We start from the raw sequence: 22,310 nt of genomic DNA, 5'->3' as shown, positions 1-22,310 counted from the left end.
GCATTGCCGCCGGCCCGGATTTTCAGTATGACCCCGCCATGGAAATTTACCACCCTGCAGAAATGCTCTCCTCGGATGAGATCGCCGCCCTCCAGTGCAGCCGGCTGCGCGAGACCGTGCGCCGCTGCCTGAACTCCCCGTTCTACGCCAGACGCCTGGCCGAGGCCGGCATCGACGCCGAGTCCATCCGCTCCCTGGACGATCTGGCCCGCATCCCGCCCACCACCAAGCAGGACCTGCGGGACAGCTACCCCGACGCCATGGTGGCCGTGCCCAAGGAGCGCCTCGTGCGCCTGCACGCCTCCAGCGGCACCACCGGCGCGGCCACGGTCATCTACCATACCCGTGAGGACATCGAGGCCTGGGCCCAACTCATGGCCCGTTGCATGCACATGGCCGGCGTGCGGCCTTCGGACGTCTTTCAGAACACCTCCGGCTACGGCCTGTTCACCGGCGGGCTGGGCATCCACTACGGCGCCGAGGCCCTGGGCTGCCTGACCATCCCCTCCGGCCCGGGCAACACCCGCCGCCAGCTCAAGCTCATCCGGGACTTTGGCGTCACCGTGCTGCACATCATCCCCTCCTATGCCCTGTACCTGGGGGATGCCATCCTCGAAGACGGCCTGGACCCCGCCAGCCTGCCGCCGCGCATCGCCCTCATCGGGGCCGAGCCGCATACCGAGGAAGTGCGCAAACGCATCGAATCCCTGCTGGGGCTCAAGGCGTACAATTCCTACGGCCTTTCGGAAATGAACGGCCCTGGCGTGGCCTTTGAGTGCGAATACCAGAACGGCATGCACCTCTGGGAAGATGCGTTCATCGCCGAAATCGTCGATCCGGAAACCGGCCAGCCCCTGCCCGAGGGCGAGGTGGGCGAGCTGGTGATGACCAGCCTGACCCGCACCGGCATGCCCATCCTGCGCTACCGGACCAAGGATCTGACCCGCTTTCTGCCCGGGCGCTGCGCCTGCGGCCGCCAGCACCGGCGTATCGACCGCATCAAGGGCCGCGCCGACGACATGCTGATCATCAAGGGCGTGAACATCTACCCCATGCAGGTGGAGCAGGCCCTGATGGCCCTGCCGGAAGTCGGCCAGAACTATCAGATCGTCCTCACCCACGACGGGCACATGGATCAGATTGCCGTCCAGGTGGAACTGCGCGAGGACTTCTTTCAGGAAGACATGCGCGCCCTGACCAACCTGCAAAAACGCATCGCCTCCCTGCTGCGCGACGAGATCCTCGTCACCCCCAAGGTCGAACTTGTCCAGGCCAACACCCTGCCCCGCACCGAGGGCAAGGCCGTGCGGGTGTTGGACCAGAGAAAGGCGGAATAAGACATCCCGGGGGAACCGAGTTCCCCCGCGCCCCCTCCTGTTGCTGGGGAACGTTCCTGCGCCAGTCCACGGCCATGGGCCCGGCTGGGTGGCAGAACAATGCTCCATGAGGACGTACATTATGGAAGCCGTGTTGAGTGCCCTTTGGCCATCCTTATATATATTGTTGATGCTGGGCTCCCTGGGCCTGATCATCTTTGGCCTGCCCGGCAACTGGCTCATGGTGGTCCTGATGGCCGTCTGGAAGCTGCTGCCCACCGGGGCTGGCTACGGTTGGGGCTTTGTGGCCCTCATCGGCGGCATCGCCCTGGTGGGCGAAGGCATGGAACTGACCTTTCAGCTCCTGAGCGGCAAGAAGCACGGCTCCAGCAAAAAAGGGAATATCGGCGGATACGTCGGCCTCATCATCGGCGCCATTCTCGGCGCCCCCATTCTGTTTGGCCTGGGGGCGTTGCCCGGCGCGCTCCTGGGGGCCTATCTTGGCTGCCTGTTCATGGAACACAGCCAGGGCCGGCCCTGGCCCGAGGCCAACCGGGCCGCCCGCGGGGTGCTCCTGGGCAGCTTTCTGGGCATCATCACCAAATTCGGCCTGGGTGTGACCATTCTTGTCCTCTCTGCCCCACGCCTGTACGCCTAGCCACGATCACATCATGTCTTTGGAAAATCTGCATATCGTCATGGTGGGGACCAAGTTTGCCGAAAACGTGGGCTCCGCGGCCCGGGCCTGCGCCAACATGGGCTGCCCGAATCTGACCCTGGTTCATCCCGTCAACTGGGATGAAGACCGCGCCCGTTCCCTGGCCACCGGCACCGGCCAGGAAGTGCTGCGCCGCATGCGCATCGTGGCCACCCTGGACGAAGCCGTGCGGAACATGGCCGCCGTCTACGGCACCACGGCCCGTGGCGGTGGCTGGCGCAAAGGCATCCTCACCCCGGCCAAGGCCGCGCCGCTGATGCACGAAATCCTGCAGCAGGGCGAGCCCGTGGCCATCGTCTTCGGCCCCGAAGACCGCGGCCTGACCAATGAGGAAACCAGTGTCTGCTCCCGCCTGCTGACCATTCCCACCGCCTCCGAGCATACCTCGCTGAACGTCTCCCAGGCCATCCTCATCCTGCTCTACGAGTGCTTCACCAAATCCCCGGGGCCGGTCTTCCGCCCTGCCGGCCCGCCGGAATCCCGCCTGGCCACCCATGGCGAGCGCGAGACCCTCTACGCCACCCTGCAGGACACCCTCACGGACATGGACTTCCTCAAGGGGGACAATCCGGACTACTGGATGCTCCCTGTCCGCCGTTTTCTCGAACGCACCCCCCTGCGCCGCCACGAGTTCAATCTGCTCATGGGCATCTGCCGTCAGGTCCAGTGGCTGGTGGGGACGAGTGAGAAGCGAAAGGGCAAGAAAGGCCCGGCAATCCCGCCGCAGGGGGAGTGATTCCCTGGATTCCCGCGGCGTGTCCCCTGACACCAGGGCGCGCTGCCGTTCCTGCCCGAATAGCCTGCGTCACGCTTCCCGCACCTGTACCTCGTGCTCCAGCACGGCATGAACGCCGGTGCCGCGGTAGCTGCCGGTGACGGGCATGGCGTCTTCCCAATGGGGCGCGGCAGCCACGGCCACATGACGATCCGCGGCCAGCAGGCCATGGGTGGGATCGAACCCCCGCCAGCCGCCGCCGGGCAGGTAGACCTCGGCCCAGGCGTGCAGTTCGCGCGTGCCTGCGGAACTGGCTCCGGTACTGGCCCCGGTACAGTTGTCATCCGGGTCCAGGGCCGGCAGCTGATACCCCGACACAAAGCGCGCCGGCAGACCCACGGCCCGGCAGCAATCCATGAACAGCAGGGCCATGTCCCGGCAGGCGGCCTGTCCCGAACCCAGCACGGCCTGGGGCGGGAGCACGCCGGCCTCCGGACGCGCCACCTTTTCCAGACGCCCATGCAGTTGACTGCAGAGGGCGGCGCAAAAGGCCATGGGCTCCAGGCCCGCGGCGTGGATGGCGTCCTGCACCAGGGTGGAGACGGCAGCCACATCCTCAGGGGCGTGGAAGGTCCGGGCCAGGGATGGCGCCAGGGCCTCCCACTCCCGCGTGCCGGCCAGGGATTCCAGCGGTTCGCCAAGAAAATCAAAGGGATTATCCCGCAGAGTCTGCACCACGCTTTCGGTATGCAGCTCCAGCGTGTCCGTCAGCCCCAGGAACCAGCAGCGGTGCACAGTGTTGCCAAAGGCGTCCAGCACCATGCCGGAAGCTTGCGGCGATGGGGAAATGGCCAGGGAAAAGCGCTCCAGCCGCTGGGCCGGATCCCCCCGCGGGGTGAGGCGCAGGGTGTGCGGCTCCAGAAACACCGGCCCGCTGAAGCGGTACACTGTGCGGTGGATAATCTGCAGACGCACGACTCAGCCCTGGGTCTGCGCGTAGCTGGTCGGCGGCAACACCTCCACGTTGTCTGAAATGTCCGGCTCGCAGACCTCTTCCTCCTCGCAGGGGATGGCAAAGAAGCGGCGGACCAGGGCATCGTGCACGTGGTTGATCTCCACCTGCAGGGCGTCGATGGACTCATGCAGCCCTTTTTTGAACAGGCTCTCCATGGTGGCGTACAGCAGCCTGGACACCAGCCGCCCCAGCACGCGTTCGGGTTCGGACATGCGGCCGGTTTCCGGCGCGCTGGGGTCCGGCGTGCCGTCCACCAGTTGCAGGGAGCGCAGGGCCTCCTGCAGGCAGAAGAGCGCCGCCCGGGGGAAGCACCGGTCCAGCAGCAGAAACTCCGCCACCCAGCGCGGCCGGATCCGGCCATAATGATGGCGGTACTCCTCAAAGGCCGAGGTGGAGCGCAAGAGCGCCGCCCACTGGATATCGTCCAGGGCGCTGCCCACGTAGGCCAGATCCGGCAGGAGGATGAAGTATTTGACGTCCAGGATGCGCGAGGTCTTGTCCGCACGTTCCAGCATCCTGCCCAGGTTGAAGAAATGCCACCCCTCGCCGCGGCGCATGCCCGATTCGGCCAGACCGATGAGCAGCAGGCACTTCATCTTCAGGGTTTCACAGAAGTAGTAGGGATTGCTGAAGATGGCCTCCGGCGCACGGGCCATGTCCTCCACCTGGTGGTAGAAGGTGTTCAGCTGCTCCCACATTTCCGGCGGCAGGGTATCGCGCACGGTGCGGGCATTTTCCCGGGCATAGCGCAGGCAGTTGCGGATGGAGTTGGGGTACTCCTCATCAAAGGCCAGGAACTGGATGACATGTTCGCGGCTGGAGCAGGGGTAGTGCTCGTCAAACCATTCCTGATCCCCGGTAATCATCACCAGGGGCCGCCACTGCCCGCCGCCATCCTCAGCACAGTCCCCGGCGGGTTGGTCGGAGTGCAGATCGGCCACAGGCAGATCCAGGGAAAGGTGCCAGTTGACCTCGATGAACCGGGCCACGTTTTCGGCGCGCTCCAGGTTACGGCTCATCCAGTAGATGGATTCGGCGACTCGGCTGAGCATGGGTGGATCACGCCTCCGCAGGGTCTTCGGACAGGACCCAGGTATCTTTGCTGCCGCCGCCCTGGGAGGAGTTCACCACCAGGGAGCCCTTGCGCAGGGCCACGCGGGTGAGCCCGCCGGGCAGCACATGAATGTTTTCGCCATAGATGATGTAGGGCCGGAGATCCACATGGCGGCCCTCGAAGCTGTCGCCCTCGATGACCGGCACGCGGGAAAGCTGGACGGTGGGCTGGGCGATGTAGTTGCGCGGGTTGGCCTGGATGCGGCGGGCGAACTCCTCGCGCTCTTCCCTGGTGGACGCCGGCCCCACGAGCATGCCGTAGCCGCCGGATTCGTTGGCCGCCTTGACGACCATGGTTTCCAGATTGGCCAGCACATGCTGGCGGTGGGTGTCCTTCCAGCACAGGAAGGTATCCACATTGGGGAGGATGGCGTCCTCCCCGAGATAATATTTAATGATGTCCGGAACAAACGCGTAGATGACCTTGTCATCCGCCACGCCGGTGCCCGGGGCGTTGGCCAGGCTGACCCGGCCGGCGCGATAGACCTCCATAATGCCCGGCACGCCCAGGAGGGAATCCGGCCGGAAGGCTTTGGGGTCCAGGAAGTCATCATTGATGCGACGGTACATGACGTGCACGCGCTTGAGGCCCCGAGTGGTGCGCAGGTGGACGTAGCCGTCGCGGACCACCAGATCGCGCCCCTCGGCCAGCTCCAGGCCGGTCTGCTGGGCCAGGAAGGAATGCTCGAAGTAGGCAGAGTTGAAGGCGCCGGGGGTCAGCAGGGCGCCCAGGGGGGAATCCACACCGTCCGGGGCGATGTGGTGGAGCATGTCCAGAAGCTGGACGGGATAGGCATCCACGGGACGGACCTTCAGGGCCGGGAAGATCTCCGGAAAGGTCCGCTTCATCAGATGGCGGTTGGCCAGGACGTAAGACACGCCGGAGGGGCAGCGCAGGTTGTCTTCCAGGACGTAATAGCGCCCGTCCCCGCCGCGGATGAGGTCCGTGCCGGTAATGTGGCACCAGATGCCCTTGGGCGGGGTGAAGTCGCGGCAGGCACGGTGATAATCCGTGGCAGACTCAACGAGATCGCGCGGGACAACGCCATCCTTGAGGATGCGTTGTTCGTTGTAGACGTCCTGCAGGAAAAGATTGAGCGCCGTGATGCGCTGGGTGAGGCCGCGCTCCAGGAGCTGCCAGTCCGCGGCAGAGACCACGCGGGGGATGACGTCGAAGGGGAAGATCTTTTCGGAGCCGTCGGAGTGGCCGTACACGGTGAAGGTGATGCCCAGATCGTACAGGGCCTGTTCAGCTGCAGCCTGGCGGCGGCGCAGCTCTCCGGGGGGCAGGCGTTCCAAAAATTCGGCCAGCCGCCGGACGCCGGGTCTGGGCGTGCAGTTGTCGCAAAAGAGTTCATCGTAAAAGCCGCCAGTGTCGTAATTTCGGAAATCCACGCGCGCCCCGCCCGTTTCTGGTTGTAAAAATCTACAAAATTGCAGAACACTGGGCACTCAACCCGTCCCCAATGCCACTTCTTTGCAACATTTGTCCAAACCCGTCAACGCAGGTCCGCACGTGCCGACATTCGGGAATATGAGTGCACACGGCGCCGGCCATGCGTTGACACCTCCTTTCCTTTGGGAGTAAAAGGCGAACTTCCGAAATGTGTCCCGTGCGTGTTCACGGCGCACACAACGTTGCTTCTCTCATGCCACACACTGGAATTATCGGGGGGATCTGACGTAATGCGTTCCGTAAAAAAGATGGCGCTGCATGGGTGCATCATGCTGCTCATCACACTGCTGTGCCTTGAAGGGGCGAGTCTCATCTATATTGCAGCCACACAGGGCCGGTTTCACTATAGCACCCCTCCATTTCAATCAACGGATGCCGCTGGTTGGAGCATTCCGGAAACCAGGCTACACCCATACTTCGGGTATTACTCCGAGCTGGCAGGGTTCCCGCCGCTGCATGGTGCGGAGCCGGCCAGTGACGAGGTGACGGTGGGCATTTTCGGCGGTTCCGTGGCCCAGAGCTTTCACATGGCCCAGGCGCTGACGAACACCCTGCGCGATGCCCTCCAGGCCCTGCCCCGCTATGCCGGCAAACGCGTCCGCATCCTGAACTTCTCCCATTCCGGCTACAAGCAGCCCCAGCAGCTGAATGTCCTGAATTTCTACCTGGCCAACGGCTTTCGCATTGATGTGGCCATCCTCATCGACGGACTCAATGAAATCGGCTTCAATGCCGTGAACATGGAGCACGGCATGGACATCTCCATGCCCATGTCCCCCGTGTTCAGCGACCTGGTCCGCAAGTGCAAACCCGGCGAAGGCTCGGACGAAACCGCCTGCCGGATGATCGCCGCCAAGAACAGAGCGCAACGCCTGCAAATCGCCTCCGAGGAAACCCCGTTGGCGTCCGCCCATCTGGTGTATTCCCTGCTGGCCAAATCCGCGCGCAAGGATTTCTGGAACCTCAGCCGGGCGCCGCGTACCGAGGACAACGCCAGCTCCATGGTGGCCTATTCCCTGCCCGAGGTCGCCCTGCCGGCAGACACCCCGGAGCCTCCCGAAGTCATGGAGCGCAGCGTGCAAATCTGGCGCTACAGCACCCTTTCCATGCTCCAGGCCGCCCGGCTTGGCGGGGTTGAACTCTTTGAATTCATTCAGCCTAATCAGTATTACAAAACGGACCGGGTCCTCACACCCGAAGAACAGAGCACGGCCTGGAACGACAAGTCCATCCTGCGTCGCAGCGTCAGCATTGGCTATGCCCGCCTGTTTCAGGAAGCTGAAGCCATGCGCAGCCAGGGCCTGCGCCTCTATGACATGACCAGGATTTACGATGCAGTTCCCGAGACTGTCTACATTGACAACTGCTGCCACGTGAATGCCTACGGCAATGCCATCATGGAGCAGTTCATTGCCGACACCATCACCAAGGAATTGCAGTCTACCCAATAAAAGGCCGCCCCCACTGACGGACTATTGCATGATGAATGGAAACACTCTGCATCGGCGCCGCATCCCAGAATGGCGAGGAATCCTCAGCTGATCGGCCCTTGCCGGGCGTGTTGAAATGCGGCATTCTGCGACTTTGGACACTGCAACCCTGGGGCGCCCATGCCGATGCTGCTGACCGATCTGCTGCTCGTGATGCTTGGCGCGGCCATGGCCTTGGGGACGATCCGGCTGCTTGCCATGCGTGACAAACGCGGCGCAGCCACCCCCGAGACGCCGCCGGGGGAGCCTCGGAGCTGCGCTTCCGGCATCCCCCATCCAGCTGCAATGCGGGCGCAGGACACTCCTTCCGCCCCCCCTCCCTCCCCGGCCCTTGCTCCCTCCCCCCCTTCCAGCGCTCCGGTACCTGCGCCTGCTGCGGACGCCCTCTTCCACGCCCTGCAGGAACCATTACTCATCGTCACAAATTCCGGCCGCATTCTCCGGGCCAATCCCGCCGCCTCCGCCCTGCTTGGCGAACCGGAGGCCGCCCTGCAACTGCGCACCATTGAGCTTCCACCCGCACAGCAGGCCGCAGCGGCCCCCTTTCCCCTGACCCTGGCCGCAGCAGGCGAGCTCGCCAGAAATAATTTGCCGATAGAGGTTCGCCGGTCTCCCTTGCCGTGGCAGGGCAGAGACCGCTGGCTGCTGGCCTTGTGCGATCGTTCGCACACCCTGGCCCTGGAACAGGCATTGGCAGAGGCCAGTACCAAACTGCATGTCCTCACCCACAGTGCCTGCGACTGGCAGCAGTGGATCCTGCCCGATGGCAACGTTGCTTTCTGCAGCCCGGCCTGCGAACGCATCACCGGCTACAGCGCGAGGCATTTTCTGGAGGATCCCCTCTTTATTCAAGGACTCATCGAGGAAACCGACCTGGAGGCCTGGAAGGAGTTCATGCAGTCTGTGGCCACAACCCAGGCCGACCCCGACCGCAGCCCCTTTTCCTCTCCAGACTGCCATCAGTTCGAGTATCGCCTGCGCCGCAGGGACGGCCGTCGCATCTGGATTTCCCAGGTCAACCGGCAGGTGTTCGCGCAGGATGGCGTCTTCCTCGGCCTTGCGACCGCGGCACGGGATGTCACCGCGGCCAAGCACATTGAGCAGGAGCTGCGCCGCCAGACCCTGCACGACCCCCTCACCGGCCTCCCCAACCGTGCGCTTTTTCTGGACCGCCTGGAGCAGGCCCGCATGCGGGCCAGCCGCCGCAGCGACTACTTCTTTGCCCTCTGCTTCCTCGACCTGGATCGCTTCAAAACCATCAATGATTCCCTGGGCCACACCGCCGGGGACAAGGTTCTGGTGGAGGTGACCCATCGCATTCTGGACAGCGTGCGCACCCTTGACACGGTCTCGCGCTTTGGCGGCGACGAATACGCCATTCTGCTGGAAGAATTGTCCTCCCCGCGCGGCGCCGTGCAAATCGTCAAACGCATCCGGCAGCTGATCAGCGAGCCCCTGCGCCTGAGCGACTCGGATATCCGCATCACAGCCTCCATTGGCGTGGTCCTCTCGCCCATGGACAACCTGCCCGCCGAATTGCTGCTGCGAAACGCCAACATCGCCCTGCATGCCGCCAAGGAACAGGGGCGGGACTGCTTCAAGGTCTTCACCAACAAGATGCTCGACCAGGCCGTCATGCTCATGACCATGGAGCAGGAGATGCGGCGCGGCGTGCAGTCTAATGAATTCTTCCTGGTGTATCAGCCGTTTGTGGATTTGAACACCAATCAGCTTGTCGGCTTTGAATCCCTGGTCCGCTGGCGGCACCCCACGCGCGGGCTCATGCCACCCGGCGCGTTCATTACCCTGGCCGAAGAGACCGGCGCCATCATCGACCTCGGGTCCCTGATCCTGCACAAGGCCTGCGAGGCCTGGGTGGCCTGGGCCAGAGAGTGGCCTGTCGTCCGCAACACCCTGATGAGTGTGAACATCTCCGGCCGGCAATTCTCGCAGTTCGGCTTTCTGGACTCCATCCGCGCCGTGCTGGACAAAACCGGTATGCCGCCCGAACGGCTCAAACTGGAAATCACCGAAACGGCCATCATGGAGGACGCGGAATCCTCTGCCGAAAAGTTGAATAGAATCAAAGAAATGGGCATCGCCCTTTCCATTGACGATTTCGGCACCGGCTATTCCTCCATGAGCTACCTGCAGCGCTTCCCCCTGGATAACCTGAAGATTGACCTCAGCTTCATCCGTCTGATGCATGTCTCCCAAGAAAACATGGAGATTGTGCGGGCCATCATCAATCTGGCCCATACCCTGGGCATGGAAGTGGTGGCCGAAGGCGTGGAAGACGACCTGCAGCGCGCCACCCTGCAGGCCCTGCACTGCGAATACGCCCAGGGCTACTACTTTGCCCGGCCCATGCCGGACGACGAACTGCGGGCCTTTCTGGCTGCCCTCGATCAGGACGCCCCCGTGGTGCGGCCCCGGCCTGCCGAGGCCTGATCCCCGCCTGCGCCCTCTCCATTCTGCCGGACTTCCGGGGCCGGACCACCTGGGCCGGGCTTCCGGGGCATGGCCACGGCTCTCCTGCAGCCATGGCCTTTTTTCTCAAAATATGCCACACTTGGAAATGTCATTTCCTTGTGACTCAATTGGCTCATTTCCATCCTGTTCGCATGGTATTCCCGGTCCAAACGGCTTTGCACCGCCCTTCTGCCACGGGACCAGCGGACGCGCACGTCCAATCACGCGAGGGAGCTTCATGTCCAACTTGCCCATGCACATCCGCGTCGTCGCCACCCTTGGCCCCAAGTCCACCGAGTATGACAAGATGCGGGAAATGGTGGAAAACGGCGTGCGTATCTTCCGCCTCAACTTTTCGCACGCCAATGCCGATGCCTTTCTCCCGGCCCTGAAGATCATCCGCCAGCTGGAAGAAGACCTCGGCATGCCGCTCACCGCCCTGGGCGATCTCTGCGGCCCCAAAATTCGCATTGGCGAGGTAACAGGCTCGCCCCTGCAGGTGGGCCAGGGCGAAACCGTGGTGCTGGGACTGCCCAGCTTGCGCGATCAGGCCGGCGAGCATGTTTTCATCAGTCTGGACATGCCTGAGCTGCTGCAGGGCCTGGAGGAAGGCATGCCCGTCTCCCTCTCCGACGGCATGCTCAATTTCACGGTGACCAAGGTCCGCAAGGTGGATCAGCTGTTCGAAATGCGCGCGCTGAACCGCGGCATGCTGACCTCCAACAAGGGCATCGCCTTCCCTGGCAAGTTCCACCCCATGCCGGCCCTCACGGACAAGGACCGCAAGGACGTGCGCGAAGGCATCGCCATCGGGCTGGATGCCTTTGCCCTCTCCTTTGTCCAGACGCACCATGACGTGGACGATCTCATCGAGGAAATGCAAAAGCATGGCAAGCGCCTGCCCATTGTCTCCAAGCTGGAGCGCCGCAACGCCCTGGACGATCTGGACGCCATCCTGGAGCGCAGTGACGCGGTGATGGTTGCCCGCGGGGATCTGGGCCTGGAATGCCCCCTGGCCGAGCTGCCGGTGATCCAGAAGAAAATTATCCGCGCTGCCCGTCATGCCCAAAAAGCCAGCATCGTGGCCACGCAGATGCTCCTTTCCATGGTCAAAAACCCTGGCCCCACCCGCGCCGAAGCCACGGACGTGGCCAACGCCATCATGGACGGCGCCGATTGCGTCATGCTCTCCGAAGAGACCGCCATTGGCGACTACCCGGTGGACGCCGTGAAATTCATCCGTGGCGTGGCCGACCATGCCGAGGCCTATTACCTGGAACGCCTGCAGGGCCCCTACGCGCCCAAAAAGGAATCCAACCCGGCCAAGTACATCGCGTACTCCGCCTGCCTGCTGGCCGATACCATGGGCAGCAACTGCGTGGTCTGCCATTCGGCCTCCGGGGCCACGGCCCGGCTCATTTCCAGCCGCCGGCCGTCCAAGCCCGTCTATGCCTTGTCGCCCAACGATACCGTGCTGCGCAACCTGAACTTTTTCTTCGGCCTCAGACCCCGCAAGGTGGATCCCGCCATCTCCGCGCACATGGGCCGGGCCGAGCAGTTCATCAAGAACGCACCGTTCATCAAAACTGGCGACAGCGTCATCATCACCTCAGGCCAACCCACGCCGGGCCAGCCCCTGGTCTGCGACCTGGACCCCTGCCGCCCGGTGCTCTCCACCAACGAGATCAAGGTGTATTACAAATGATGCATGACTCCGCGGCGTCCGCAGGCCTTACCCGTCGTCAACTCCTTGCCCTCATTCCCGCCGGCGTCGTGGCGGGACAGCTCGCTGGCTTCGCCGGCCTTGCCGGGAGTGTCGGCGCCGCCCAGGCAGCGCCGGCTCCCGCAGCGCCGTCACCTATCAGCTATGCCGACTGCGCAACCCTGACCCCTTTGCAGATGGCCCAGGCCTCGCCCGCCGTGCAGGCCGGCTGGAACTTTTGCATCCAGTGCTGCGACCGCATCCAGGACGCCGCCCTGCGCGCAACTGTCCGCGAGCTGCTGGACACGCCCGCCCCGACCTTCATGGCGGGCCGGGATGCCAAGGTCAATGAGGAAATCATCAAGGAGCTGACGGCCAAGGGCCTGCTCGCCGCGGACATCAAGCCGGAGCTGGTCTTTCCGCCCCTGCTCACGGCAGAGAAAGATCCCGCCAAGGCGCCACAGCCGTTCCTGTCCGCACCGGGCAGCAAGTACAACGGACACCACGGCTACCCTGGCGGCCTGGCCACTCACGTGGCCGGCAACCTGTCCATCACCCTGGGCATGATCGATGCATACAAAAACGTGTATGATATGACTGTGGTACAGGATCGCGCCCTGGCCGGCCAGCTGCTGCACGACAACATGAAGCCCTGGGTGTTCCAGTGGCAGGCCGACGGCAGCTGCCTGCCCGAAGGCAAAATCGCCGGCACAGGAACGCACCATGTGCTGGGCATCACGGAAGCCTGGCATCGTGGCCTGCCCGCGCCGGTGGTGGCCTCCCTGGCCAGCGCCCATGCCGCCTACAGCGACAAACCCACTGACGCCGGCCCGCAGGACTGGATCAAGGCTGCCGGCATCATCCTGGGCAAGGACCCTGTGGCGGCAGGTCTGCTGGAAGCCGACGGCACCATGCTCCAGCCCCTGGCCGTGGAGAATTTTCTGGTGCATCTGGGCGATGGCGACTGGGTGTTCACCGGCACTGCGGCTGCCGGTGCGCGCAAGGCCCTGGAAGCTGCGGCGCAAGCCCGGTACGGCCTGGCTGCGGACGCGCTGAACACCAAAGAATACAATGCGTTTCGGAACTATGCCAGCGCCGTGCTGACCATGGAACGCCTCTATGCCGTGCGCTGCGGCCAGGGGCAACAGGCTGTGGAAACACTGGTGGCCGGTGTGGTGCGGTCGGCCTGAACGTGAAACAGCCGCCCGCGCACATTACGGTCCGGCAATAGTTTGTCAAAACAACTTCCCCCCATGGAAGAACTCGCGTATAAGAATCCTGGGCAATCATTATCCGAGGCGTTGGCAGCCCCAACGCCTCGGAGCAAGATCAGACACCCGCAGCCGACAGGCATGATGCGTGACCACCTGATCTTGCCCAGGGGAGGGGCGTCTTATGACCACCACCACGGTCTCCAGACCCAACCGTGCCGCGCAAGGCACGTCCTCCTCTGTTGCCGAAACCACCCCCGTTTCGCGGACATCCCAGCCGGACGAACGTCCGGAATCCCCGCCGTGCCAGTATTGCCACCTGCCGCGCCATGGCAAGCCGGACCTGCATTTCAACGGCGCGTTGCTCGGCTCCGCCCGGGAACATGCAGAAGCCGATGCGCCCTCCATGCGCAATTGGTGGGAAATTGCCTTGTACAAGACCAGCGTGGGCGCCTACCTGCTCGCCTCCACCTACCATGTGGTGGAGGAAGGCGACCGCAGTCTGTCCACGGTCATTTCCTTCTGCAAGGTGGAACGGCTGCGCGAATTCTTTGAACATCATACTGCGCCCGTCTCTGACATGGCCCAGGCCATCCTGCTGCAGGCCGCTGCGCAGGACCCGGAGTTGCGGCGCGCCTTTGCCTGCTCCCCGGCCCTCTTGCGGGCCGACTTCAGTGCTCGCAGCCAGCAGGACTGACGGCCGCATTCCCTCCCCCTCCCGCTCCGGTCCTCCTGCAGGGCAGCCCCCTCGAAAAGCAGGGACAGGCGTCAGCTACATCGCTCGTCTGCCTTCAGGAAACGGGCCGGATCACCCCTTGTCTCGCAACCGGGGAGTAAGCCCCCGATGCGCCCAAAAAAGCGGCGACGTCCCCGCCAGGAGACGCCGCCGCAACAGGGCCTATGCAGTGCCTTGTCAGGAAGCCGGCTTGGCCTTCTTGGCAGAGGCGCCGGACTTGGCCGGCTGAGCGCCAGAGGAGGTTCCGGAGGCAGGCACCGGCACGGTGGTCTTGGGTTTGCCCATCACCGGCGCGGGCAGATCCCCGACATCCAGCGTGATGTTCTTGCGGCCTATGGCCACGTACAGATTGGCCAGCGCCACCTGATGATCCACCAGCGCCTGGGTGGTCTGGGCTTCGGCATTGGTCAGGCGGGACTGGGCGTCCAGCACATCGGTGCTGGTGCCCACCTGGGCCTGATACCGGGCCACGGCCATGCGGTAGCTTTCCTTGGCCGCTCCCAGGGACTGCCGGGCCACCTTGATGCGCTTGGCCGTTTCAGCAATGGACAAGTGCCGGGACTTGACGTCAAACGTGGCTTCCAGGAACTGGTTGGCATAATCCGCTTCGAACTGTTTGACCAGCTCCTGCGCCTGCCGCCAGTTGAAGTAGTTCTCGCCAAAGTCGAAGATTTCCCAGTTCACGCCGATGGTGAAGGCGTAGGTATCATATTTGGTCAGCGCGGACTGGACAGTATCCCCGTGCAGGTCGGGGTGGTTGCCGCTTTGGTACCAGTCCACGGTGGCGGCCACCTGGGGCAGCATGACCGAGCCGGCGATGTGCGCATCCTTGCGGCCAATCTCAATGGCCCGCTGGTAAATCTGCAAGTCCGGCCGGTTGCGATACGCCTCGGTCAGGCAGGCTTCCAGGGAAAGATTGAACGGCATGTAGCGCAGCTCGCCGGTGTAAACCAGGGGATCGTCGAGCTCCAAATCCATGAGCGTGGCCAGACGGGCGCGCTGCGTGTCCACGGCGTTCTGTGCCTGGAGCAAGGTGTCTTCGGCATCGCCCAAATCCACCTCGGCCTGCAACACATCCAGGCGGGGCCGGAGGCCAACATCATAAAAGGCCTGGGTCACCTGCAGCTGGGAACGAAGCCGGGTCACGGAGTCCTGCGCGCTGCGAACATTCTCCTGCGCCCCGAGCAGGTTCAGGAAGTTCTCCTGCACCGTGAGCAGGAGGGAAAGCTCTTCGTTGGTAAAGTTGGTGCCCGCCTGCTCCACCTGCAGCCTGGCTTTGCGATACTCGTTCAGGGTCTTCCAACCGGTGAACAGGTTCTGCTTGACGCTAAAGGCCAGGGTGTAGTCCGTATTGGACTGCGTGGGCGCTTCGCCCTTGACCTTGGGCCAGTCGGTGTAGGTGTAGGTGTAGCTGCCGCTCAGGGTGGGGAAGAAGGCGCTCACCTTGCTGTTGCGCCCCTGGCGTGCGGCGTCCCAGGCAGACTTGGCCGACTGCAACCGGGGGTTGCGCTCCAGGGCCGTGATGACCGTTTTGGCCAGATCGTACGTTGCGCCGCCGGTGGCGTTGTCTTCCGGAGGCACGATGACGTGCACGGAGGTGGCGTTCGGATTGTCCGGGGTGAGCCCCATTTCCTCATCCGAAGGCATGGACACTTTTGGCGTGGGCTGCTGCACGGGAAGGGGAGAGTCCAGGTCGTTGGGCATGCCCAGTGCCGAACCACCCTGCTGCGCATGCAGAGGCGACGACGCCAGCAACGCCACCAGCAGCAGGCAGCATCCAACAACACCGGAAGAACTTACACCGCAGACGCGGCGAAACTTTTTCGACAGGACTGGCGATATGACCATGGGGACATCCTTGGCTGAACCCTGCTGGGACGCATGCGGAACAGGCGTCTTGATTTCTCGCTTGAACATACTCGATTTCATGTGCTCCATCAAGCTGGAACTGATGGAGAAAGACAGGGAGTTGCGCCGTCTGGCGGCGGGAAGAATATGGAAATGCCGGGCGGACAAGAGCACGGCAACCCACAACCTGCACACCGCCTATACCTTCCTTATTGCGCGTTGTCCAAACTTTCCAGCGTTTCAAACGTCGCATTTTGCAATTCCGTGCTTGTCAAAGCACACTACTTCTTCTATCAAAATATTCTCGATCCGTTGCTTTACACTTGCATACATTTGCACGCCGAGTGTTGCACTCCTGCTGTGCCATGCGGCGCATCAGCCTTGCCGAGGTAACCGTTTCATGCACTGCACCTTGCGAGTTCCCTGCTGTTTGAAACTCCCCCCTTCACTGCTGTGGTATACTGCGGCACTGCTATTGTCCGCCATCATGCCTGCCCTGGCACTGTCCCAGGGAGCGCCCCCAGCCAAGGTAGTGGTGGCCAAGGCCACGCGTGGTGCTGTCAGCCCCACGCAAACCTTCATCGGCACAGTCTATTTCCCGGAAGTCGCCCAGGTTGCGGCCGAGGTGAGCGGCCGGGTGGAAGCCCTGGATATCGAAACCGGCGCGCGGGTCCGGCAGGGGCAACGGCTGATCTCCCTGTCCACGGATGTGGCGCAGAAGGAGCTGGAAAGCTCCCGCTCCAACCATGCCCGTGTGCTCAGCCAACTGGACATTGCCCGCATTGAGCTTGGCCGCATGGAACAACTCATCAAGGCCAGAACCGTGGCGGCGCAGGAATACGATCAGGCCCGCTTTCTCGTCCAGCGGCTGGAGCGCGAGGCCGGATCCCTGGCCGCCACTGCCGAGCTGCAGGAAATCAAGCTGGCCAAGGCGCAACCCAAGGCCCCCTTTGACGGCGTGGTGCTGGAGCGCAAGGTGGGCCGCGGGGAATGGCTGGATGCCGGCTCGGTCATCGCCACCCTGGCCCGGGACGATTATGTGGAAGTGCTGGTGGATCTGCCCTCCTCGGTGTTGGCCTATGTGCAGATTGGCGGGGAGGTGACCTTGCAGGCCGGTGGCCGGGAACGCCTGGGCCGGGTGATGGCGCTCATCCCTTCCGGCAATGTGGCCACCAGAACCTTTCCTCTGAAAATTCGGGTGGATGACGTGGCTGGTCCGCCCATGGCCCTGGCCCAGGGCATGGAAGCCAGGGTGGATGTTCCCTCCGGGGACAAGGTCGAGGCGGTGCTCGTTCCGCGCGACGCCGTGATGCTGACCCAGGGCCGCCATACGTTGTGGGTGAACGCCACAGGCGCGGCCACCCCCGTGCCCGTGGAAGTGCTGGCGTACAAGGGCGCCTTTGCGGCGGTGCGTGCGCTGGAAAATGGCGGCGTCTTGCGGGAAGGCGTCGAGGTGGTGATCAAGGGAAACGAACGGCTGCGGCCGGGCCAGCCCCTGGAACTTGTCCCTGCGGCATAAGCCTCGTCCGGAGCGTTCATGGAACTGATCAAGGCCTCGATTCACAAGCCGGTTTCCGTGTTCGTGGGGGTGATCCTGATTGCCCTCTTCGGCATCATCGCCCTGGGCAAGATGCCCATTCAGCTTTCGCCCACGGTGATCGAACCGGAAATCACCGTCACCACCACCTGGGTCGGCGCCACGCCGTATGAGGTGGAACGCGAGATTATTGAGGAGCAGGAAAAAGTCCTCAAGGGCATCCCCGGCCTGATGACCATGGAGAGCGATTCCTTCAACGGCCAGGGCGAAATCACGCTTAAATTCCGCCTGGGCACGGACATCGACAACGCGCTGCTGCGTGTCTCCAACAAGCTGAACGAGGTGCCCGAATACCCGGAAAACGTGGACCGGCCAGTCATCAGCGCCACAGGGGCGGCCACCTCGCCCATCATCTGGATGGTTCTCAAAACCCTGCCGGACAATCCCCGTCCCATCGACACCTACCGCACCTACTTTGAAGAGGAAGTGCGGCAGTATCTGGAACGCGTGCCCGGTGTGGCCGACCTGTTCGTCTTTGGCGGGACGGAAACGCAGATGCATGTGGTGGTGGATCCCGTGCGCCTGGCCGCCCATCAGCTGACCATTGAGGACGTCATCAACGTCCTGGCGGTGGAGAACATCAACGTTTCCGCCGGGAACATGGAAGTGGGCCGGCGGGATTACCGCATCCGCACCACGGCCCAGTATCAGTCACCCGGGGAAATCGAAGCGGTGGTCATCACCTCCACCGGCCAGCGGCGCATCACCATAGCCGATGTGGCCACCGTGCACATCGGCTACGAGAAGCCCACCGTGGCCATGCTGCACGATGGCGCCAAGGGCATCGTCTGCGGCGTCAAGCCCGAGCCGGCGGCCAACGTCCTGGCCATCACCGACGCCATGGAGGCCGTGATCAACGACCTCAACAACGGCAAGCTCAAAGAGGCCGGCCTGCACTGGGACTGGAGCTACGACCAGCGTCCCTACATCCGCGGGGCCATAGATCTGGTGAAGGAGAACATCCTCATCGGCAGCGTGCTGGCCGTGCTGGTGTTGCTGCTCTTCCTGCGTTCCCTCTCGGCCACCATCGTGGTGGGCGCGGCCATCCCTGTATCCGTGATCGGCACGTTTCTGATCATGCAGCTGCTGGGCCGGACGCTGAACGTGGTCAGCCTGGCCGGCATCTCCTTTGCCTCGGGCATGCTGGTGGACAACGCCATCGTGGTGCTGGAGAATATCGTCCGCCACCGGGCCATGGGCAAGGGCTCCTTTCAGGCCGCCTATGACGGCACGGCCGAGGTCTGGGGCGCGGTGCTGGCCTCCACCCTGACCACCGTGGCCGTGTTTCTGCCGGTCATCTTCATGGAAAACGAGGCCGGCCAGCTGTTCAAGGATATCACCATCGCCATCGTGGCTTCGGTGTCCCTGTCCATTCTCGTCTCGCTGACGGTCATCCCCATGTTCGCCTCGCGGCTCTTTGCCCTGGCCGGCAACAAGGGGCAAGCCGGGCAGCGCGGGCTTGGCGCGGTGGTCACCGGCCTCGGCGAAAGTATCTCCAACGTGTTCATGGCCCTGGTCCGTCTGGCCATTGCCAACTGGTTCACCCGGCTGGTCTGCGTGGGGGTGCTGGCCGGGGCCTCCCTGGCGGTGACCGTGTTCTTCTTCCCCAAGCTGGAATACCTGCCCCAGGGGAACCGCAACCTGCTGCTGAACATCCTCATCCCCCCGCCCGGGCTTTCCGTGAGCGAGCGTATGGACATTGGCCGCCACATCTGGAGCCAGCTGGAACCGCGTTTTCACAAGGATGAATACGAGGGGCTCCCCGGGGTATTCACCAGCTTTTATGTGGGCGCGCCGCAGATCAGCCTCTTTGGCATCATCAGCACCCAGGAGACCAACGCCCCGGCCCTCATTCCCTTCCTCAACGGCGTCATCCGCTCCATTCCGGGCATGTACGGTGTCAGCCTGCAGGCCGGCATCTTTGAAAGCCGGCTGGGCACCGGCCGGACCATTGATGTGGACTTTTCCGGCAACAATCTGGACTCGCTGGTCATGGCTGCCGGCGCGGGGTATGGCGCCATCATGCAGTCCATCCCCGGGGCGCAGGTCCGGCCGCAGCCCTCCCTGGAACTGCTCTACCCCGAAGTCTCCCTGGAGCCCAGGCGCGATCGCCTGCGCGCCGCCGGGCTCACGGCCACCGAACTCGGCCACGCCGTGGACGTGCTTATGGATGGCCGCATCGTTGGCGAATACAAGAAGGAAGGCGAAAAGAAGATCGACCTGACCCTGAAGACCGCGGAAAAGGACGCAGACACCCCCGAAGCCCTCTACGCCAGCCTGCTGGCAACCCGCGAAGGGCAGGTGGTGCCGCTCTCCTCCCTGGCCACGTTGGTGGAAACCACGGGCATCAACCAGATTCGCCACCTGGAGCGCCAGCGGACCATGAGTCTGCAGGTCACCCCGCCACCCGAAGTTCCCCTGCAGCAGGCCATGGAAACCATTGAGCAGGGGATCATTCCCAGCCTCAAGGAAAAGGGGCTGCTCAAGGGCGTGAGCTACCGCCTGAGCGGCGCGGCGGACAAGCTCTCCGAGGCTGGCAAGTCCATGCAGTGGAATTTCCTGCTGGCCCTGATCATCACCTACCTGCTCATGGCGGCGCTGTTTGACAACTTCATCTACCCCGTCATCATCATGCTCACCGTGCCGCTGGCCACGGGCGGCGGTTTCCTGGGCCTGAAGCTGGTGAACTATCTGGCTCCGCAACCCCTCGATATCGTGACCATGCTCGGCTTCGTCATCCTGGTGGGCGTGGTGGTCAACAACGCCATCCTGGTGGTGCACCAAAGCCTGAACTTCATCCGGGAAGAAGGCCTGCCGCCCAGGGAGGCCGTGCTGGAAAGCGTGCGCACCCGGCTGCGCCCCATTTACATGACGGCGGCCACGTCGGTGTTTGGCATGCTGCCTCTGGCGGTCATGCCGGGCCCTGGCTCGGAGCTGTACCGGGGGCTGGGAGCTGTGGTCCTCGGTGGCCTGGCCTGCGCCACGGTCTTTACCGTGTTCATGGTGCCGGCGCTGCTTATGTTCGTGATCTGGATGGAGAAAAAGCCGGAGACGGTCGAGACAAAGATTGAGGAGTCCGCGACATAGCGGCTAAAGATTATTTCGCCCATGCCCGATAAGCAGAGACGGGATCGGCATGCGCGGCCTCTGCCCGGGCCTGCATGCTTCGTCTTTCCTTTCGGCAAGGAGCGCGGACCATGTTGCATTATTATCTGTTCAAACAAGTGTACGACTTGTTTGTCGAAAATCGCTTCGACGAAGCCAGGGCGCTTTTGGCCGACCTGCAAGGCCGTTTCATCGAAATGGCCGACGAAAACGAGCAGCTCAAAACCCAGGTGCAGGAGTTTGAAGACATCCTCTACCTGGCCAAAAACGTGGAATTCGATGGACTGAGCTATTGGCTCAAAACCGGCACAGTGCGGCAGGGGCCATTTTGTCAGGCCTGCTTCGACAAGGACGGCCAGCTCAACCGGCTGCAGGAAGAGCCGGACCGCCTGCTCTGCCTGCACTGCGCCGCAGAGTTTCCCCTGCCGGGCAAGCCGGCCAGAACGGTATTGGAACGCGCGCCCAGAACCGACGCCGGCAGCAAGGTAATTCACCTGTATAAATGACAATACCGGCGTTGCGGCCAAATGCCGGACGCACGCCTTCCCCATGGCGCCCTGATCCCGCGCCACGCTCTCCTTGCTATTCTGAACTCACACCGTGGGTTAGCGAAAGAACCGCCGTACCCGGATGCCCGTCAGCGGCCGCTGCTTGCGAACCGGGGCCGTGGGGAGCCCCATGCCCGGCTGGTTGGGGCTCAGCCAGGCCGGCGCCTTCACGGTAATACTGCACTGTTGCGCCACCTGCCGCCCGCGGGGGTCCTGCCCGGCCAGCCCTGGTCGCCCGGAGTCCCTGGAACCGAGGCGCTGGAGTTGCCGTTTTGTCAACCACCGAAGCCTGGTTCGCGTGATAAAGCGCATTTATTCGCATCCTCCTGCCTGCATGGCGGCCACCTCATCCTTTTCGAGCGAACGGTTCCACAGCGAGACCGAATCCACCAACCCGTCAAAAAGAAAACCGGTGGTGGCAGGGTTGCCGCCAATGCCCAGGGGCGCCGCGCCCATGAACACCGTGTGCACGCGGCTGCTGGTGCGGGTATCGGGCTGCCCGTTGATATACAGCCGCACGGAGCCACCTCGGAAACTGACGGCCACATGCGTCCAGCGATCTGGCGGAATCAGACCGTCACTTTCCACGGAATCGTATTCTTCCGGCTCTTCCACCTTCCCGGTGGAAGACCACCAGAACCTGAGGCGGCCGTCCTTGACGGCCAGACGGAAGCCACGCTGGTGCTCATCCGCAGCGAATTTTTCCACAATCACGCGGTAGCCCTGGATATCGCGGGGGTAAATCCAGGCCGAGATGGCAAAGGCCTCCATCTCCCCCACCCCCATGCGAAAGCCATCCACCTTTGCCAGGGCGTAATCCACAGGATACAGCTGCAAGGCGCTGTCCATGCGGCCGCAGCGATCCGTTCCCAACACGGCGCGTTCCAGCGCCACAGGCTGGCCAGCGCTGGACACCGCCGCACCGTTAAAGGAGAACGTGGCCACAGGCCCCGAAAACTCCTCGCCCCAGGCCGGATGCACCGCGCCCTCAAGCAGCAACGCCAGCAACAGCAACAACACACAGCGCTTCATACAGGACTCCGGGAGATCGTGCGAACGCAGGGACCACGCCACAGGAAATGGCGCTCTACAACTTTTTTAGAGAACTTCTACATGAATTTTCGTTCAGGCGCAACCCCACCCGCCGCATATTTATCGGAATTGACGCACAACACGCTGCTGCCCATGAAACGGGGCGCAGGCACGGCATGCTGCAGCTTGCCGTGCCGGTCCGGGGCAGTCGTTGCATCATGGGAAGTGCGCAGTGG

At 63.3% G+C, this 22,310-nt stretch carries 17 protein-coding genes; 11 read left to right on the top strand and 6 right to left on the bottom strand.

Annotation, left to right across the window (positions count from 1 at the left end; translation table 11 throughout):
* Positions 1-38 precede the first annotated feature (38 nt).
* From ACYQ00_RS06780 to ACYQ00_RS06770, 3 genes are all read left to right on the top strand, one after another.
* The gene (locus tag ACYQ00_RS06780) at positions 39-1,337 is read left to right on the top strand and encodes a phenylacetate--CoA ligase family protein (protein WP_460032487.1); all 1,299 of its coding nucleotides are present in this window, start codon (positions 39-41) and stop codon (positions 1,335-1,337) included.
* A gap of 169 nt (positions 1,338-1,506) precedes the next feature.
* The gene (locus tag ACYQ00_RS06775) at positions 1,507-1,974 is read left to right on the top strand and encodes a DUF456 domain-containing protein (RefSeq protein ID WP_460031378.1); all 468 of its coding nucleotides are present in this window, start codon (positions 1,507-1,509) and stop codon (positions 1,972-1,974) included.
* A gap of 13 nt (positions 1,975-1,987) precedes the next feature.
* Entirely contained in the window at positions 1,988-2,770 is a 783-nt protein-coding gene (locus ACYQ00_RS06770; protein WP_460031377.1) for an RNA methyltransferase, read from the top strand.
* A gap of 69 nt (positions 2,771-2,839) precedes the next feature.
* On the opposite strand, the gene ACYQ00_RS06765 is transcribed toward ACYQ00_RS06770, so the two are convergent.
* From ACYQ00_RS06765 to ACYQ00_RS06755, 3 genes are read right to left on the bottom strand one after another with little or no spacing between them, the layout of a single operon-like run.
* Complete coding sequence (locus ACYQ00_RS06765) at positions 2,840-3,724, bottom strand: transglutaminase family protein (RefSeq protein WP_460031376.1); 885 nt, start codon at positions 3,722-3,724, stop codon at positions 2,840-2,842.
* Positions 3,725-3,727: 3 nt separating this feature from the next.
* The gene (locus ACYQ00_RS06760) at positions 3,728-4,816 is read right to left on the bottom strand and encodes an alpha-E domain-containing protein (RefSeq protein ID WP_460031375.1); all 1,089 of its coding nucleotides are present in this window, start codon (positions 4,814-4,816) and stop codon (positions 3,728-3,730) included.
* A 7-nt stretch (positions 4,817-4,823) separates the two neighbouring features.
* Positions 4,824-6,272 carry a circularly permuted type 2 ATP-grasp protein gene (locus tag ACYQ00_RS06755; protein WP_460031374.1) on the bottom strand — a complete coding sequence of 483 codons (1,449 nt, stop codon included), beginning with the start codon at positions 6,270-6,272 and terminating at the stop codon, positions 4,824-4,826.
* 330 nt (positions 6,273-6,602) lie between these two features.
* Between ACYQ00_RS06755 and ACYQ00_RS06750 the strand changes: the two genes are divergently transcribed.
* From ACYQ00_RS06750 to ACYQ00_RS06730, 5 genes are all read left to right on the top strand, one after another.
* On the top strand, positions 6,603-7,784 hold the full coding sequence (locus tag ACYQ00_RS06750; protein WP_460031373.1) for a hypothetical protein: 1,182 nt from the start codon (positions 6,603-6,605) through the stop codon (positions 7,782-7,784).
* 159 nt (positions 7,785-7,943) lie between these two features.
* Positions 7,944-10,274 carry a putative bifunctional diguanylate cyclase/phosphodiesterase gene (locus tag ACYQ00_RS06745; RefSeq protein ID WP_460031372.1) on the top strand — a complete coding sequence of 777 codons (2,331 nt, stop codon included), beginning with the start codon at positions 7,944-7,946 and terminating at the stop codon, positions 10,272-10,274.
* Between the two features lie 274 nt (positions 10,275-10,548).
* Entirely contained in the window at positions 10,549-12,000 is a 1,452-nt protein-coding gene (pyk, locus tag ACYQ00_RS06740) for a pyruvate kinase (protein ID WP_460032486.1), read from the top strand.
* On the top strand, positions 11,997-13,187 hold the full coding sequence (locus ACYQ00_RS06735; RefSeq protein WP_460031371.1) for a metal-dependent phosphohydrolase: 1,191 nt from the start codon (positions 11,997-11,999) through the stop codon (positions 13,185-13,187). The genes pyk and ACYQ00_RS06735 overlap by 4 nt, the downstream gene beginning before the upstream one ends.
* A 205-nt stretch (positions 13,188-13,392) precedes the next feature.
* A complete protein-coding gene (locus ACYQ00_RS06730; RefSeq protein WP_460031370.1) occupies positions 13,393-13,905 on the top strand; it encodes a hypothetical protein in 513 nt (170 codons plus the stop codon).
* 216 nt (positions 13,906-14,121) lie between these two features.
* On the opposite strand, the gene ACYQ00_RS06725 is transcribed toward ACYQ00_RS06730, so the two are convergent.
* A complete protein-coding gene (locus tag ACYQ00_RS06725; protein ID WP_460031369.1) occupies positions 14,122-15,873 on the bottom strand; it encodes a TolC family protein in 1,752 nt (583 codons plus the stop codon).
* 406 nt (positions 15,874-16,279) lie between these two features.
* On the opposite strand from ACYQ00_RS06725, the gene ACYQ00_RS06720 reads away from it, so the two are divergent.
* The 3 genes from ACYQ00_RS06720 to ACYQ00_RS06710 all read left to right on the top strand — a co-directional run bounded on the left by ACYQ00_RS06720 (position 16,280) and on the right by ACYQ00_RS06710 (position 21,000).
* Positions 16,280-17,311: an efflux RND transporter periplasmic adaptor subunit gene (locus ACYQ00_RS06720; protein WP_460031368.1), complete on the top strand. Its 1,032-nt coding sequence runs from the start codon at positions 16,280-16,282 to the stop codon at positions 17,309-17,311.
* An 18-nt stretch (positions 17,312-17,329) separates the two neighbouring features.
* The gene (locus ACYQ00_RS06715) at positions 17,330-20,476 is read left to right on the top strand and encodes an efflux RND transporter permease subunit (protein WP_460031367.1); all 3,147 of its coding nucleotides are present in this window, start codon (positions 17,330-17,332) and stop codon (positions 20,474-20,476) included.
* Between the two features lie 110 nt (positions 20,477-20,586).
* Entirely contained in the window at positions 20,587-21,000 is a 414-nt protein-coding gene (locus ACYQ00_RS06710; protein WP_460031366.1) for a hypothetical protein, read from the top strand.
* Between the two features lie 99 nt (positions 21,001-21,099).
* On the opposite strand, the gene ACYQ00_RS06705 is transcribed toward ACYQ00_RS06710, so the two are convergent.
* Both ACYQ00_RS06705 and ACYQ00_RS06700 read right to left on the bottom strand, forming a co-directional pair.
* Positions 21,100-21,354 carry a hypothetical protein gene (locus ACYQ00_RS06705; RefSeq protein ID WP_460031365.1) on the bottom strand — a complete coding sequence of 85 codons (255 nt, stop codon included), beginning with the start codon at positions 21,352-21,354 and terminating at the stop codon, positions 21,100-21,102.
* Positions 21,355-22,074: a LamG domain-containing protein gene (locus tag ACYQ00_RS06700; RefSeq protein ID WP_460031364.1), complete on the bottom strand. Its 720-nt coding sequence runs from the start codon at positions 22,072-22,074 to the stop codon at positions 21,355-21,357.
* Positions 22,075-22,310: the final 236 nt, after the last annotated feature.

Source organism: Megalodesulfovibrio paquesii (genome assembly GCF_054653055.1).
This window is presented reverse-complemented; position numbering and strand designations above follow the sequence as displayed.